Origin of the sequence: Nocardia higoensis, from assembly GCF_015477835.1 — a bacterium.
In the GTDB taxonomy this organism is placed as follows: Bacteria; Actinomycetota; Actinomycetes; order Mycobacteriales; family Mycobacteriaceae; genus Nocardia; species Nocardia higoensis_A.
On the sequence record NZ_JADLQN010000001.1, the window covers coordinates 1,505,290 to 1,520,892 of the forward strand.

General features: G+C 63.4%; 14 protein-coding genes. 8 read left to right on the forward strand and 6 right to left on the reverse strand.

The window, feature by feature from the left end; all coding sequences use genetic code 11:
* The first annotated feature begins 245 nt into the window (after positions 1 to 245).
* Positions 246 to 1,529: a cytochrome P450 gene (locus IU449_RS06740; protein WP_195001029.1), complete on the forward strand. Its 1,284-nt coding sequence runs from the start codon at positions 246 to 248 to the stop codon at positions 1,527 to 1,529.
* A 15-nt stretch (positions 1,530 to 1,544) separates the two neighbouring features.
* Positions 1,545 to 2,810 (forward strand): cytochrome P450 family protein, encoded by a 1,266-nt coding sequence (locus IU449_RS06745; RefSeq protein WP_195001030.1) that lies wholly within the window; start codon positions 1,545 to 1,547, stop codon positions 2,808 to 2,810.
* Between the two features lie 36 nt (positions 2,811 to 2,846).
* Here IU449_RS06745 and IU449_RS06750 read toward each other — a convergent pair whose 3' ends face one another.
* A complete protein-coding gene (locus tag IU449_RS06750; protein WP_228803753.1) occupies positions 2,847 to 3,668 on the reverse strand; it encodes a hypothetical protein in 822 nt (273 codons plus the stop codon).
* A 242-nt stretch (positions 3,669 to 3,910) separates the two neighbouring features.
* Here IU449_RS06750 and IU449_RS28895 point away from each other — a divergent pair, with 242 nt between their 5' ends.
* From IU449_RS28895 to IU449_RS06765, 3 genes are all read left to right on the forward strand, one after another.
* Positions 3,911 to 4,276 carry an aldo/keto reductase gene (locus IU449_RS28895; RefSeq protein WP_324188235.1) on the forward strand — a complete coding sequence of 122 codons (366 nt, stop codon included), beginning with the start codon at positions 3,911 to 3,913 and terminating at the stop codon, positions 4,274 to 4,276.
* Between the two features lie 135 nt (positions 4,277 to 4,411).
* Positions 4,412 to 4,720 (forward strand): hypothetical protein, encoded by a 309-nt coding sequence (locus IU449_RS06760; RefSeq protein WP_195001031.1) that lies wholly within the window; start codon positions 4,412 to 4,414, stop codon positions 4,718 to 4,720.
* A 121-nt stretch (positions 4,721 to 4,841) separates the two neighbouring features.
* Positions 4,842 to 5,579, forward strand: coding sequence for an endonuclease/exonuclease/phosphatase family protein (locus IU449_RS06765; protein WP_195001032.1), 738 nt, complete (start codon positions 4,842 to 4,844; stop codon positions 5,577 to 5,579).
* A gap of 6 nt (positions 5,580 to 5,585) precedes the next feature.
* Here the strand turns inward: IU449_RS06765 and IU449_RS06770 are convergent, their stop codons facing one another.
* The 4 genes from IU449_RS06770 to IU449_RS06785 form a co-directional block, all read right to left on the reverse strand.
* Positions 5,586 to 6,593, reverse strand: a complete 1,008-nt coding sequence (locus IU449_RS06770; protein ID WP_195001033.1) for a hypothetical protein — start codon at positions 6,591 to 6,593, stop codon at positions 5,586 to 5,588.
* Positions 6,594 to 6,854: 261 nt separating this feature from the next.
* Positions 6,855 to 7,406, reverse strand: a complete 552-nt coding sequence (locus tag IU449_RS06775) for a hypothetical protein (RefSeq protein WP_195001034.1) — start codon at positions 7,404 to 7,406, stop codon at positions 6,855 to 6,857.
* 326 nt (positions 7,407 to 7,732) lie between these two features.
* Positions 7,733 to 8,995: a cytochrome P450 family protein gene (locus IU449_RS06780; protein WP_195001035.1), complete on the reverse strand. Its 1,263-nt coding sequence runs from the start codon at positions 8,993 to 8,995 to the stop codon at positions 7,733 to 7,735.
* A gap of 7 nt (positions 8,996 to 9,002) precedes the next feature.
* On the reverse strand, positions 9,003 to 10,187 hold the full coding sequence (locus IU449_RS06785; protein WP_324188115.1) for a cytochrome P450: 1,185 nt from the start codon (positions 10,185 to 10,187) through the stop codon (positions 9,003 to 9,005).
* Between the two features lie 506 nt (positions 10,188 to 10,693).
* On the opposite strand from IU449_RS06785, the gene IU449_RS06790 reads away from it, so the two are divergent.
* The 3 genes from IU449_RS06790 to IU449_RS06800 all read left to right on the forward strand — a co-directional run bounded on the left by IU449_RS06790 (position 10,694) and on the right by IU449_RS06800 (position 13,808).
* On the forward strand, positions 10,694 to 11,230 hold the full coding sequence (locus tag IU449_RS06790; protein WP_228803755.1) for a hypothetical protein: 537 nt from the start codon (positions 10,694 to 10,696) through the stop codon (positions 11,228 to 11,230).
* Positions 11,214 to 11,687 carry an NUDIX domain-containing protein gene (locus IU449_RS06795; protein ID WP_195001038.1) on the forward strand — a complete coding sequence of 158 codons (474 nt, stop codon included), beginning with the start codon at positions 11,214 to 11,216 and terminating at the stop codon, positions 11,685 to 11,687. Before IU449_RS06790 ends, IU449_RS06795 begins: the two co-directional genes overlap by 17 nt.
* A gap of 369 nt (positions 11,688 to 12,056) precedes the next feature.
* Positions 12,057 to 13,808: an AIPR family protein gene (locus tag IU449_RS06800; RefSeq protein WP_195001039.1), complete on the forward strand. Its 1,752-nt coding sequence runs from the start codon at positions 12,057 to 12,059 to the stop codon at positions 13,806 to 13,808.
* 451 nt (positions 13,809 to 14,259) lie between these two features.
* Here IU449_RS06800 and IU449_RS06805 read toward each other — a convergent pair whose 3' ends face one another.
* A complete protein-coding gene (locus tag IU449_RS06805) occupies positions 14,260 to 15,375 on the reverse strand; it encodes a helix-turn-helix domain-containing protein (RefSeq protein ID WP_195001040.1) in 1,116 nt (371 codons plus the stop codon).
* Positions 15,376 to 15,603 lie beyond the last annotated feature (228 nt).

Genomic DNA, 15,603 nt, shown 5'->3' on the forward strand with positions numbered 1-15,603 from the left:
TCTCGAACCCCCTCGCCCCCGAAGCCCTTGTCAAGATCTGACAGCGAAAGGCTACGTGGACACATCGATTTCGGCGAACGAGCACCGCCGACCCCCCGATTTCACCGACCGTTCCCCCCGTTGAACGCCGACTGACACGTAACTTCCTCTGGGGCTGGCATTTTCGCCGAGCTCAGGGCAGCCTCGAATGACCGACCGGCGCCCGGCGCGCACCGTCCGCATCTCACTCGAACCGGGAGTCCCGTTTGTCCTCAGCTCGATCCGGCCTACCCACCACCGTCTTCGCCAGTCAGCACCCCGCGGTATACGGCTCGCCTCTGGACACCGACGGCGAGTCCCGGGTGCCCCTCTACACCGAGCAGTTCGCGGCCGACCCGCACGCCGTATACGGGCAGCTGCGTGAGCAGTTCGGGTCCCTGGCGCCGGTATGGCTCGCTCCAGGAGTTCCGGCGACCTTGGTGATCGGCTATTGGACCGCGCTGAGGATCATGAACGACCCCGAGCATTTCCCCGCCGATCCGCGGATGTGGGAGCGCGACATCCCACCGGAGTGCCCGGTGCTGCCGATGATGCAATGGCGACCGAACGCCTTGCGCAGCGCAGGACTCGAACACGAGCGGTATCGGTCGACCACGGTGGCCGCTCTCGGCCGGGTGGATCTGGCCGCCCTGCACACATCGGTCGCGCGGATCGCGGCGACGCTCATCGACGCGTTCGCCGACCGTGGCCGGGCCGATCTGCTCGGCGACTACGCGGTCCCATTGGTGTTCGAAGTGATCAGCGAGCTGATCGGGTGCGACCCCGACGTCAGCGCGCAGACCGCCGCAGGCATGGCGATGATGTTCGACGCGACTGCCGACGCCGCCGAGGGAAACCGACTGATCGTGGCGGCGCTGGGCGAACTCGTCCGCCGCAAACGCGCCAGGCCGGGCAACGACATGACGTCCTCGCTGTCGGCCCACCCCATCGGCCTGAGCGACGAGGAGATCATCCAGCAGCTGGTCACCCTCTACGGTGCGGCGAGCGAGCCACTGACCAACCTCATCGCCAACGCCCTGTCCTGGATGATGACCCACCGGGAATTCGGGGGCGATGTCGTCGGCGGGTCGTTGTCCACCCGGGACGCGCTCACCCATGTGCTCTTCCGCGATCCGCCGATCGCGAACTTCTGCATGTCCTATCCGCCGCAGCCACAACTCATCGACGAAACCGTCTGGGTGCCGGCGCATCAGCCGATCGTGATCAGTCTGGCCGCCTGCAACAACGACCCGGCCGTCCTCGGCGGCAATATCCGCCACAACGAGTCCCATCTCGGATTGGGCGCCGGACCGCACCGGTGCCCCGCGCAGACGCCCGCGCATCTCATCGCCGGGGAGGCCATCGATCAGATCCTCGACTCGCTGCCCGAGATGGCACTGGCGGTCCCCGCCGAGCAGCTGCGGTGGCGACCGGGACCGTTCCACCGAGCACTCGAATCACTGCCCGTCGTCTTCCACCCCATTGCCTCCCCGCCTCCGCCCACCCGCTGAACGTAAGGCTCTTCGATGACTGTTCTTCCCCCTTCCCCCGTCGCGAGCACGCCCATCGTGCTCGATCCCACCGGCACCGACATCCCCGGTGAGGCCATCCGCCTGCGTGAGCGCGGACGCCTGGTCCGAGTGGAACTGCCCGCCGGAGTGCAAGCCTGGGCGGTCACCGATCCCGCGCTGCTCGAGGAGTTGTTCGTCGACTCGCGGGTGTCCAAGGACGCCGCACAGCACTGGCCCGCCTTCATCGCCGGAGAGATCTCGGCGGACTGGCCATTGATCGCGTGGGTGTCGGTGCGCAATATGCTCACCGCCTACGGCGAAGACCATCAACGACTGCGCAGGCTCATCGGACCGGCGTTCACCGCTCGCCGCGTCACCGCGTTGCGTCCACAGGTCGAGCGGATCAGCACCGAGTTGCTCGACGACCTGGCCGCCCGGCCCGCCGACGCGGTGATCGACCTGCGGGAGGAATACGCGGCGCAGGTTCCGCTGCAGGTGATCAGCGCGCTGATGGGCGTCCCGGCCGATCTGCAGCCCGGGCTCCGGCAGTGCATCGACGAGATCTTCTCCACCTCCCCGCAGCGCGATCCGCAGGAAACCTTCGCCGAGATGATCGGCATCCTGGGCACGCTCGTCGCCCGCCGCCGCGCCGAGCCCGGCGAGGACATGACCAGCCTGCTCATCAGCCACCGCGACGAGAACGAAGACCGGCTCACCGAAGAAGAACTCGTCCACACCCTGCTCCTGGTGATCAGTGCGGGCTTCGAGACCACGGTCAACCTGCTCGGCCAGGCGATCTACCAACTGCTCACCCGCCCCGAACTGCTGCCCCAACTCCGCGCGGGCACCCTGAGCTGGTCACACCTGATCGAGGAGACCCTGCGCTACGCGCCCCCGGTCGCGAACCTGCCGCTGCGCTACGCGATCACCGACATCGATGTCGACGACCAGCGGATCGCGGCGGGCGAAGCGATCATCACCAGCATCGCCGCCGCCAACCGCAGCCTCGCACTGCACGGCCCCGACGCGGACGAGTTCGACCCGAGCAGGACGACCAAGGAGCACCGGTCCTTCGGCTACGGCACGCACTACTGCCTCGGCGCCCCCTTGGCCCGGTTGGAGGCCGAGATCGCACTGCCCGCGCTGTTCGAGCGGTTCCCCGAACTGGCGCTCGCCGTCGCGCCGGAGACACTGAAGCCGTTGAGCAGCTTCATTTCCCAGGGCCACCAGAGTCTGCCGGTGTTTATGAGCGCCCAGCCCGAGGCTGCCGCCGACCGGTGAAATCCCCGCTGCCGCAGTCGTGACCGACCGGCGCGCTCAGCACGCGGAGAAGTACACCTCCAACGCGCTCGGCGCGCCGTCGGCCCGTGCCTGGCTCCAGCACCGATCGTGCGGGAAGACCACGTAGGTGGTCCAGCGGGAGTCCACCAGCCGCACGACGCGCTGGCTGTCACCGGGCACGTCCCACGCGATGACCGCCCAGGAATCGTGGCACTCACTCACCGTCGCGAGCGCGCCGCTGAGATCTCCGCCGACGTCCAGATCACGGACGATGGTCTCGGTGGTGCAGCTCGGAGCCGCATCCGGATCCTCGAAACGCAGCAAACCGGTGACGACACGGCCGCCGGCCGTCAGGAACAGGGTGTGCATTCCCTCCGGCACCGGGACGGTGCCGGAGGGCGGCTCCATGCCGAAGCGGTAGCAGCCCACCGGCACCGTCAGCATGATCTCACCGTTGACGGCGGTGGTGTCGGCCCACCGTTCGACCTCCGCCGCGGTTTCCGGCAGGTCGCCGGATGCGGGATCGCACGGGGCGTAACGAGCGACGTGCACAGGCACGTTCGGCACCGCGACACCTTGCAGGGTGACGGTGTGCAGCACGACCGTGCCGAGCCCGTGTTCGGCCGGGGCAGTTGATGTTCCGGGCGGCGCCGGGCTGTTCGTCGCAGCCGGTGGCTGGGATGCGGCCGGGTCGACCGGCGGCCGGGCGCCGGTCGACCGCGGCATCGACGCCGACGAACCGGTCGGCGACACCGAGGCATCGGGTCCGGGTGCATTCGCCTCCCCGTCGCCACAAGCGGCAAGCGCTGCCACCGCGCAGACGGTCAGCGCGGTCCGTAGGTATCGTCCGCTTCGCATCGCTCCGCCTCACATCGCGCCGTTCCGATGCCTGCTCTATCGACTTATGCCGCAGGTCATTACCGATGTAAGGTCCCCTTCATTCGAGGGCTTGCACCGACCGGCGAGCACAATCGGGCACTCGACTTCCGGATACGACGACCCGACCGCACGACCAGCAGCCCTCGCCGGGAACCGCGGGCTCAGGAGCCACAAGGCTCCATGCCGTCCAGAACCGCTTCAACCTCATCGACCGCAGCGGCATCGAAGTCCTCGGCGCTTGCGAACGAGACGGCATCGCGTTCGTTCCGTACTTCCCTCTCGCCACCGGCGCCCTGGATGAACCGGACCAGCTCACCCGACCGGCGCGCCGGCTCGGCGTATCCACCTCGGCGGTCGCCCTGGCATGGCTGCTTCGACGCTCCCCGGTGATCATCCCGATCCCCGGCACCAAGTCCCTGCGACACCTCGCCGACAACATCAGCGCATCCGACGTGGCGGCACTGTTGACCGACGAAGAGGTCCACGCACTGACAGCGGTCGCGGACGAAGCATCCGCGCGGCTCGGCACGATGCCGGATCAGATGTCCGAAGCCATGCTTCGGATTCGCGGTGGGTCCATCCGGTAGGCAGGGCCAGTACAGCCAGCTCGGCTTCACGGTAAGGCGACCCGACTCGACCTGCAGCTCGACAAACCTGTGCGGGCACTGTCGAAGGGCAACCGGCACCTCGATCAGCGGCTTCGTCGAGCAGATGCCGGAGCGATGCGGGCGCTGATCGCGATGTCCGGCGCGGACGTGTCCACACCGGTCGGCTACGTGCCGGTGGAGCTGCGAACGTCTCGACTGGATCTTGCACCCTCCCACGCCACTCGACAGTCGTGCCCGAAGAACCCGATCGCGATCGGGGTTTTCATCCAGTTCGCGCTCAGCGGATATGCGTTGTTTTCCGAGGAACGTGAACTCTCCATAGCGAGCGAACATATCGAGGGCTTCGAAGCCGAGTACATCGGCGAGCCAACCTACAAGGACAGGATCATCGCACTGATGGAGACCCCGTTCCCGCAGGACTGAGTCGCGTGGTCGAAGTCGGCCGTCCCGCTGCGGCAAGCCCGTAAACAGTCCTCCAAAGTAGAGGCATCCCAATAGTTTTCGTGTCATGTCGGATGCAGATGCGGCCGCTATCGTAAAGAGGATGAAGGTGAAGGTCGATCTCGGCGAATTGCAGGGCCTGTTGACCGAGGTGCGCCGGGCCCAGAGTTCGCTCGACCACGGTATCCAACTCTTCTCGGTGCCGACGCCGATGGCGATCGACTTCGGCGACATATGGGGCGTCCCCACCGGACCGGTGTGGTTGGGAAACACCACCCCGTTCGGGAACACGACTGCGGGCAAGGCGCTGGCGAGCGCGCACCAGTCCGTGTACAGAGCCGGCACGGACATGCTGCAGGCATTCTCCGAGACCGTCGACTCCGACGGTGAGCGCATGGAATTGGCGCTGCTGCTGTATCGCGCCATGGACGACGACAACGCCGAGGAAATCCTGCAGAACAACCGCAACAACCTGAAGGTGCTCAGCACTCATCTCACCGAGCACGAGGACGGCCATGTACAGGATCAGGCCGAACAGATCAATCGTCTGCTCGAACGGGTAGGGGGGCCGACCGACGGCAATGTCATAATCGGAGGTGACTTCAACGCCAACGCCGACTCCGACAGTCCCTCCACCGACGCACTCGACCGCTACACCGATCAAGGTCTCGACCCGACGGCCGGACGAATCGACGACGGCCTCGGCGGCACTTCTCCCAGCTACCGGCCGATCGACTACGTGATCCCCCGCGGTGTCGGAACATCCGAAGCCGAACGATGGAACAGAGACGAATCCGACCACGACGGGCAGAGCGTCGACGTCACCATGCCCGCCTGGTGACGCGCTTCAGTCGACCGTGATGTCGACGTCGATGGCGGAGCGCTTTTCGTCACCGGGGCCGAGCGGGGTCACCGTGACGTCGGAGGTCGACACATTGTCGTCAGTGCGCACGATCACGGCATTGCCGAACACCTCCCGCTCCAGGTCCTCCGCCTGCAGCTTCGACGACGCCGGACCGAAATGGACCTCCCATTTCTCCCCAGGACCCGCCAACAGGTTGAGCTGGCGCTCCAACTCTTTCGCTCCGTCCCGGAACACTTCCTGCACCGTCGCGATATCCACCCCGCCGTTGACCAGCTTCTGCGCCAAGCGCGCCATGTCCTCTTTCTGATGGCCCTGATCATCGAAAAGCGTGTTCCCGCCGCCACCTTGCTGGATGTTGTAGTTGAGCATGCGCACGGTCCGGCCCGACCACGTATCCGCCCATTCCCGCACCCGCTCGATCGCGGCGTTCACGACCTCGAGCCGCTGATTCAGCGTCCCGTCCACCCGGGCGCGGATCTGCTCGTAGGTCTGGACCAGGTCGTTGGTGAGCGTGACCTGATCGTCGTCCTCCGGATAGAGATCGACCTTGCCATCGACGCCGGTGACGACGCACCGGACCTGCTGCGCGACCTTCGCACGCGCCTCGTCCAGCAGGTTCTGATTGAAGCGCAGAGTCTGAACGCAATCGCCCACCGCTCGCGCGACCTCGCCGGTGAGATCCGCGGCTTCGTCGAGATCCCGGACGAGCTTGCGCCGGTGCTCGTCGTAGCGGTGCGCCGCGGGACCGTCCCAATACCCGCCGACCACCCGGTTGGCCGCCGAGACGATCGTGTCCGCCGCCCACGACAGCTTCTCGGCCTGTGCCTTCCACGCCGCTTCGTAGGCTTCCAACTGCGCCGGATCCGCATCGAGATCCCAGACGCTGACCACACTCCCCATGAAGGAATGGTGCTCGCAACGATGTGCGGCCTCAAGCCACCAGAATCGACGGCAAGGAAGGGTGGCGGACTCCGACGCGAGCGCCACCACCCCGGTTCGCCGAGCGTCGACCTGGAAGTAAGTCCCGGGGCGGTTCAGGTAGCCGATTCGACGAACGGGATTTGCGCCAGCGGCGCCGTCACCGACCGCAACGGATCACCGATCGGTGAAGTCATTCTCTGGGTGAAGAATGGCTGGTTGAGCGGCATCGAGTACGCCTGGTATACGGATGAACGCCCGGACACGTTGCCCGAGCCAGAGCAGATCGAGCCCATGCAATGAGCGCGTGGGAGTGCGCTTCTTCGATGATCCTCAACAGCTTTGGTGTGGTCGACAGCTCAGGCTGCCGACATCCGGGACTACCCGCTGAGACTCGATTCCCGGAAACTGATCGACACCGCTCAGGCCGGTCTGCGCCGGAATCACGACAACAGCGGGCGCCGGGACCGAGTCCGGCGCGGGCCACAGCGCCCAGACGACCACCAGGAAAACGACCAGGGCAGCTGCGGCGATGACCGGCCCGCGTATCGAACGGCGACCCCTCGCCTGTGTGCCCACAGCAAGCTGACCACGGCTGCTTTCGCACGCGGGGGCGGGGGGTTCGGGCACCACCAGCGCGCATATGTAGAGCAGCGCACGCGCCGCCACCCCGAAGTGTTCGAGACTCGGCGCCAGGATCGCGCCGGCCCGCGCGGTGCGAGCACGCTCCGCAATGTATGCGGTCGGCATGTAGGTTTCGTCATCGATGATGAGCACTTCGGCGAGGTGATACCCGCGCGATCGCGCGAGTTCGACGAGCGCCTGCCGATCGGCGGTTCGGGACTCGCTGACGCTGAGATTCAGGATTCCGAGGGCGATATCCATGGCTCCCCTCCACTGCGGTCACGGAAATATCGGAAGTCGTCCGCACCGACCCGGATCGCGGCCACCTTGGTCGAGCAATGCCAGGGGCAGTCGCCATGAAGGCGCAGCGCGTTCGAGGCATCGTCGGGTGACCGCACGGGCCAGTGCGGGTTGTCGTGGCGGAGCTGGTCGGCAGTGGCCGCGAGACCCCGGCTACCGGTGGCCCGGTCGATCGGAATTACGGCGGCGACCGGCTGCTCGCCCGATCGTGCGATGTCAGCGGCCACGGCAGTCCCCGCCCCTGCCGCGCAGCCGCCGCGACATGTGCCGCTCCCGCGTTGGTGTCGTCACCGGCTGACGTCCTCGGGCTCGACGCCGAGCGCCCCAGTCAGCCGCACCGGCAGATGTCGGTGGCCGTGGGAGATGAAGCTTCCCAACGGTTCCAGCGCGTCCGAAGCACCGGCCAACCTCATCTCGGGAAACCGGCCGAAGAGCGAGGGCAACGCGATCTCGGCCTCCAGACGTGCCAGTGGCGCGCCGAGGCAGTAATGCGGCCCATACCCGAAGGACAGGTGCTCCTTCGTCGAACGCGCCGGATCGAACTCGTCCGCGTCGGCCCCATACAGATCCGGATCGCGATTGACCGCCGCTAAGGCGGCGAGGACGGCTTCCCCCGCTTCGATCCGCTGCCCGCCGATGTCGATATCGGTAACCACATAGCGCAGAGGCAGATTCGCGACCGGCGGCGCATAGCGCAACGTCTCCTCGATGAGATGCGACCAGCCGAACGCGCCGGCCCGAAGCCGAGTGAGCAGTTCGGGCCGGGTCAGCACTTGGACGACGGCCTGGTCGAGAAGGTTGACCGTGGTCTCGTACCCGGCACTGATCATCAGCAGCAGCGTGTGCACGAGTTCCTGCTCCGTGAGCCGATCGCCGCCGTCACGGTGCCCGATGAGCAGACTGGTCATGTCCTCGCCGGGCTCCGCGCGACGGCGAGCGACGAGCGTGGTCAGGATGCTCACCATCTCGGCAAAGGTGACCTGCGGATCACGCTCCGGGACGGTGGAGAAAATCTCACCGACACACGCCCGCAGCCCATCCCGCAGATCGGCCGGGACACCCATCAGCGCGGTGATCACCCGCAACGGCACCTGCGCCGCGAACTCCTCCCGCAGATCCACCACCGCCCCGTCCGGCCGGGCAGCCAGCCCGTCGAGCAGCCCGGCGGTGATCTGCCTGATCCGCGGCCGCAACGCCGCGACCCGACGAGCGGTGAACGCGGGCCCGACCAGCTTGCGCAGCCGCTGATGGTCCATGCCGTAAGCGGTGAACATGTTGCGCACCGACACCCACGAGATCAACGGCCAATCCGGCGGGATCTCCCCCGCGATGAACGGCGGCCAGTGCTGGGCGGCGTCCTTGGAGACCCGCCAGTCGACGAACAAGTCCTTCAGCACATCGGGGTTCGTGACCGCCCACGCGCGAACACCGCCGGGCAGCACCACCCGGACCAGCGGGCCGGCGGCGCGCAGCCGCGCGGCTTCCCCCGGGATGTCGGCGCCGGTGACGTCGAGGACGATCGGAGCAGGGGTGGGATGAAGATCGGTCATCGGGGCCTCACATTCGATGGTGGGGAACGGCCAGCGGCCGGACGGGAGCGAAGACGACCGGAAGCGCCGTCAACGCTCGATGGAACGGACCCGGCCGCCACCTCAGCTCGTCCACCGGGACGGCAGGCGCGATCTCCGGCAGCGCATCGAGAAACTGATCGATCGCCTCCCCGGCGATCAGATGCGTCAGCCGCGACGCGGGGCACATGTGCGGGCCCGCGCCGAGCGCGAGATGCGACCCGTTGTGCCGGATGTTCCCGCCCACAACGGCCGGATCGTTGTTGCAGGCAGCCAGACTGATCACCACCGGCTGATGGGCAGGCACCCAGAACGCGCCGCCGACGAGCTGCGGCCGACGCGGATAGCTCATGCAGAAATTCGCGATCGGCGGATCACGGAACAGCACATGCTCGAGCGCGTCACGGGTCGACACCGCGCCACCGGCGACCTCGCCCCCGAAATCCGGGCGAGTCATCAACAGCAGCAACGTATTGACGATCAGGTTGGTCAAGGGCTCGCTCGTCGCCCCGTAGATCGTCACCAGCTGGTGGACGAGCTCCTCGTCGTCGAGGCCGGCGGGGTGGGTGAGCAAGCGGGTGGTGATGTCCTCCCCCGGGCGCGCACGCTTGCGGCGGACGAGTTCAGCCAGGGCCGAGACCAGCAGCTCGTTGCCCTCGGCGGCGTTGGTGGTGTCGAAGACCATCGCCATGCCCGTGGCGGCCTGCGCGCAGATCTCGGGGTCGCATCCGATGAGTTCGCTGATCACGTTGAACACCAACGGAGACGCGAAATCCCGGATCAGATCGGTTCGGCCGGTTTCGCAGAATCCGTTGACCAGCGTCAAGGCATTGCGTTCGACCACAACATGGGTGCCGTGGAGGTCAACTCCGGCGAGGGCATCGACAGTGGCGGCGCGATAGCGGGCGTGGTCGAATCCTATGCTGCGCAGTGCGTTCGGACGCCACTGCATCATCGGTAGGACCGGGCAGGTCGAGGGGATGTTGCGTTCCCAAGTGCTGGGGTCGGCCGGGAAGTGGTCGGGGTCGTGGAGGATTTCCAGGGCGGTTCGGTAGCCGACCACCAGAGTTGCTGGAATACCTGGGGCGAGCCAGACCGGTGCGAGCGTGCCGAACTGGTCGCGCATCTGCGCGTAGGCAGCGTGCGGGTCGGCCGCAAACTGCTCGGTATACATGGGGACGCGAGACTCGCCGTTCCCGTCGTGAGGTGAGCCATGCCTGGCGACACCTCGGGTAAGCCTTCTAGCTGGTGCTTCGAGCATCAGGAAGCTCCGAATCGGAATGTGGTCGATGAGGATTGCCTCGGCGAGTTCCGTGAGCAGCTGCTCTACGGGAACCCGGACGGTGCTGCAAAGGTATGGACAGGGAGGGGACAGCAGAACTGCGCGAAGGACGTTTTCGCAGACATTTGAAACGTCCCCAACGTCCCCTGGGGACGTGGAAAGATCGCGTCATGACCTCTCGACTCGAGTCCGCGATGCTACGGGCGGGACTCGACTCAGCCGCCCTGGCCGCCATCACCGGCGTGGATGTGAAGACCGTGAGTCGATGGCTCGGCGGTCGGGTGCCCCACCGCCGGACCAGGATTCATATCGCTGAGGCACTCCAAGAGACCGAAGAGACGCTTTGGCCTACGGCCCGACCGGACCTACACTCCGGCGCGCCGGCTACGGCAGAGGTCGTGGGCGCTTACGCACATCGAGCAGATATTCCGACTGATCTATGGATCTCGTTGGTACACAGAGCAACTGAACGAATCGACATCATCGGATACGCGTACCCGTTCGTCTTCGAACTGCTCCCCCGAGCGGCCGAAATCATCGCTTCCAAGTGCCAATCGGGATGCGAGGTACGCCTCGGATTCGCCGATCCGGATTCCGCCCACGTAATGGAGCGAGACTCGCTCGAGCAGATGGGCTGCACCCTCCCCGGCCGGATACGAAACGCACTGTCCATGCTCGGTCCACTGGCCGATACCCCAGGCTGCGCGGTCGGACTTCATTCGACTCACCTCTACAACTCGGTGTTCCGCTTCGACTCCGAGATGATCGTTACTCCATACCTTTTTCGTGCCCGGGGCTATCAACACACAGCGTTGCACCTGCGAAGACTGTCGCAACACGGCATATTCGAATCATTTGCTGATCAATTCGAACAGATCTGGGGAACGACAACTCCATACACAACAAAGGGATTCGTTGATGAGCACACGGCGTGACTACTACCGAGATCCGAACGCACCCAGGCCGAACAGCTTGGTACCCGGGGGCAGCGCTTTGGTCGTCAACGACCAGGGAGAAATTCTCATGCAGCGCAGAAGTGACTCCGGAAACTGGTCTTTTCCAGGAGGAGTGATGGAAATCGGGGAGACTCTAGAGCAGTGCGTTGTTCGAGAGACAAAAGAAGAATCAGGACTCGATATCGAGATTACCGGAATTCTAGGAATATACACCGATCCCGAACACGTAATTGCCTACGCAGATGGCGAGGTCCGGCAAGAGTTCAACATCACCTTCTACGGCAAAGTCACCGGCGGAAGGATCGAAGTCAGTTCGGAGTCGACGGAAGTGAAGTTTCTGAGCCTTGATGAACTTGAGGAGTTGCCCGTACATGAGACTGTGCGGCTTCGTCTACAGCACCACACCCAACAGCGCTCGACCCCCCACCTTGGCTAAAGGCTGTCCCATAACCTGTTGAGCACCATCGATACTCCGCCGTGATCGCCATCTCGGCGGTCGACCCACCATTGCCCAAGCGGTGTACAGCGGGTTGCAGCGATGCAAAGCTCGACCGCCTGGTTACCCAGTTCCGAGGCGAGCTGATCGACCTGCCACTACAGGGGTCGGCAATGAGGGACAGTGACGCCCGTTGGCGCCAGCGGGAACCCGGCCACACACCCCGCCGGCCTCACAGGGCATCCCTTATGATCAGCACGTGCAGCCATCTTTTCGACCTCATTGTCTAGAGCCGCAAACGATTCCATGTCAGCCTTTCGATACCGTCTGCAGCGGTTGCTAGTAACATCTACACAATAGGAGTGCATTTTGAGTAACGAGACAGTGCTGATCGACCAGTACTTGAAGGCGCAGCAGGATGCGCGCGACGCTCCACTCCCTGAGGACGTTGCGTTCGAACTGCTAGCAGCTCAAAGCGTCCTTCGGGACTATCAACTCTCGGACGAAGAGGTTGAGCTCGGCAGGGTGGGTGGCGGCATGGATGGCGGCATTGATGGATTCTACACTTTCATGGATGGAATCCTCATGGACGAAGATTCCGATGTATTTCAGCCAAATTTCAAAGCGGCCGACGTACGACGACACGTCGAACTTGACATTTGGATTTTACAGGCCAAGCGAGAAACCTCGTTCACAGAAACAACTTTCGATAAGTGGGAATCCTCCCTACGACGACTTTTCGATCTGACGCTCTCGGACTCGGAGCTCAACGAACTGTATTCGAAAGAGTTGATAGCTAGGGCCCGGATCTTCACTGAGGCATGGCGACGGCTGGGTATCAGAAGCCCCCGGATCACGATTCACGTCGACTACGTAACAAAGGGGGATCGCCAGCAGGTTGGCCGACCGGTTGAGGTAAAGAAACAAAATTTGGAATCCCACATCTCCACACAGGTCAACGGCGCGAGGGTACAAGCTCGCTTGATAGGAAGTAGTGAGCTATGGGGCATCCTGAGCAGTGAGCCCGAATACGATCTCCAACTTAAAGTGGCTAACTACGTGCCACTTGGGGAAGCTTACTCTGGTCTCGTCCGACTCTCAGACTATTACGATTTCCTCTCCGACGACAGAAACGAGCTGCGGACCAACTTATTCGACTGGAATGTCAGAGACTACCAGGGTGAGGTAACTGTTAATAAAGGAATCCAGGCAACACTCAAGTCTGATTCTGATGAAGATTTCTGGTGGTTCAACAATGGAGTTACAATCCTATGTTCTGAGGCATCCATCGGGGCAGATAGCACCTTCACCTTGAGCGGCGTTCAGATCGTCAATGGCATGCAAACATCTCATGAAATCTTCACAGCACTTCGCGACAAAGAACCCTCTCAACGTGATCGAAAACGGTCGGTAGCTGTACGTATAATTAAGACCAAAGACGAGGAGGTTCGGGATCGCGTCATCCGCGCCACCAACAGTCAAACGAAGGTGCCGGACGCGTCACTTCATGCCACCGAAGTGATCCATCGACAGATTGAGTCTCATTTCAAGAATAGCGGCTGGTTCTATGATCGACGAAAAAACTTCTACAAGAATAGCGGCAAGCCCGGCGATAGAATAATCAGCATCGGCGGGCTCGGGCAGGCTGTCACTGCGATAGGTCTATCCCGACCTAACGACGCACGTGCCCGACCGACGACGCTACTCAATAATCCCGCTGACTACAGAGAAATATTCAACGAAGACGTCGACCTGAACATCTACCTGTGGCTTGCCGCAGCGCAGCGTTTGGTGGATACGATGTTGACTCGGGAGGTAGATCCGTACACCAAAACGAACTTGCGATTCTACGTCAGCTGCTATCTAGTTACACAGAAGTTCGGAGCGCGTATTTACAACCCGAAGCAGCTGCGCAAGCTCGCCCAAACGCCCTTCTCAACAGACTCGACTAGCGTGTTTACCGCAGCGCAAGAAATCGAGAAAATCGCAATGGAGATGGGAGAGGACGATGACGCAGACTGGAGCCTCGACCGAATTGCGAAAAGCAAGCCATTCGCTGAATCCGTTATCGACGCAGCGCTTACAGCGACAAGCAACATCTATTCTGATGGTCAACGCTAGGCGTCCTGAGTCGTAAGTTCGTTTGCGCTGTCCAGGGCGTTGGGTACAGCCCGTTGTTCACCCTCTCGGCGCAGCAAGCCCAGGTGTGGAGTGGCTATGAGGTGATCCGGGTGACTATTGAATGTCGGGTGACAGCTGTGTCGTGTCGGGCGATGAATTGTGACGTCGTCCGACTCCGGTGATCCAGCCGCAGCGTTGGGCCGTAGCGGGTTTCCGAGCCTGGCGCGTTGAGCAATGGGAATGGGGCAGGTAGCAAAGGTGAATGTGAAAGTCCGTGCAGTCCCGCAGATCCTGCCCACCGACTACAGCCCCAGCAGCACAAACGCGCCACTATCCGGTAGACCTATCAGCACGCCATGCAACTGGTGAGACGCCGACTTGTCGGTCTGACCGCACGTGTCCACGCCGGTGAGGGTCGCCTCAAGGATTGACTGGTCGACCAAGCAAGCAATCAAAACTCTACCCGGGGGCGTTCGCTGATATCCTGACTCAGCAGAGTCCGAATATCTGATTCCGGGAGTCCCGAACGGTTGATGAAGTCCTCGAAGGAAAGGCCGGTCGTCTCCATTAGTTCTAGTGCGCGTTGCAGGAGTACTGGGACCTCCGGGTTCCCTAAAGGACCTGGCTCTACCTTTCTCCACCCTCGCACGGATAGGGCTTTCCATCCCTGCGCATAGGTGTGTTCGCTTATAACGCCGAGTGTCTTTGCCCTGACCAAGAGCGCTGCGATCGAGACGTGCCACTTTGCTTTCAGGCGGAGAAACGCTGGCCAGTCAAGCTGCTCCGGAAGTTCAGGTTTGATATCTTCGGCTGGCATGAGGAATGCGGCAGCAAACTCGTGGGCTTGCCCTTCGGTGGCCTTGTCTCCTATTTGGCCCGAGGTACCATGCAAGACAAGGTGACCGAGTTCGTGGGCTGCATCGAAGCGGGAGCGGTCGCGCAGGCCTTTGTCGGCCCCGAGCGCGACGACAGGCCGGTCGGGAAAATCTACGCAGAATGCGTCAACCTTTTCGATGCTGACACGAAATCGGACCACGATGATTCCGTTCATCTCCAGCAGCCGCACAACATCGTGAACCGGGCCGCGCGGCACGTTCCAGTGGTCGCGGACCAGGGCCGCCGCTTGCTCGATGTCGGCAGACTGAAGCGGCTGCCCTTCTTCGAGCGGGACGCGCGGCAGGTTGAGGTCCGGCAATGCCACATGCTTCTCAAGCTCTAGCGCAAGCTCGCGCGCGAGGTGCACATATGCGAGAGCTTGCTGGCGATCTCGAGGGGAGGTTGATCGCAGGCTACGGAAGAACCCGTTGACTGGTTCCTGAGCGGGGGGGCGGGCCGGCGCAGCGAAGAAGGTCGGCGGCACCCGCAACGCGACCGCGATGCGGCGAAGCGTCGATGCGGCGGGTTTCGTGTGTCCATTCTCAAACTGACTGACCGACGCCGCGGTAACGGAGCCGACTTCGCGAGCCAACTGCACCTGGGTGAGGCCACGAAGTTCACGCGCCATCCGCAGCCTGGCCCGGTCGAACAGGGCCGCAATGTCGCCAGGGTCCAGTTGCGGGTCGTTCATGTCGCTCGTCTCCGCGCCAGTCGATGTCCGCCGACCAGCGGACAAGTTTCGATCTTGATATTTCCGCTCGCATCTTAGGCGCACCTTGGTTACCCAGCGGTCAAGTCATCTGCTTGCGCACGACACACCCGAGAAAAATGTTCCTAGTTGAGCGCTCAACCTGTCGTGTAGTCTACCTGCATTCAAGAAGATCTTGTTCAAATCTGAGGCAATCCGCCAAGCGTGGGG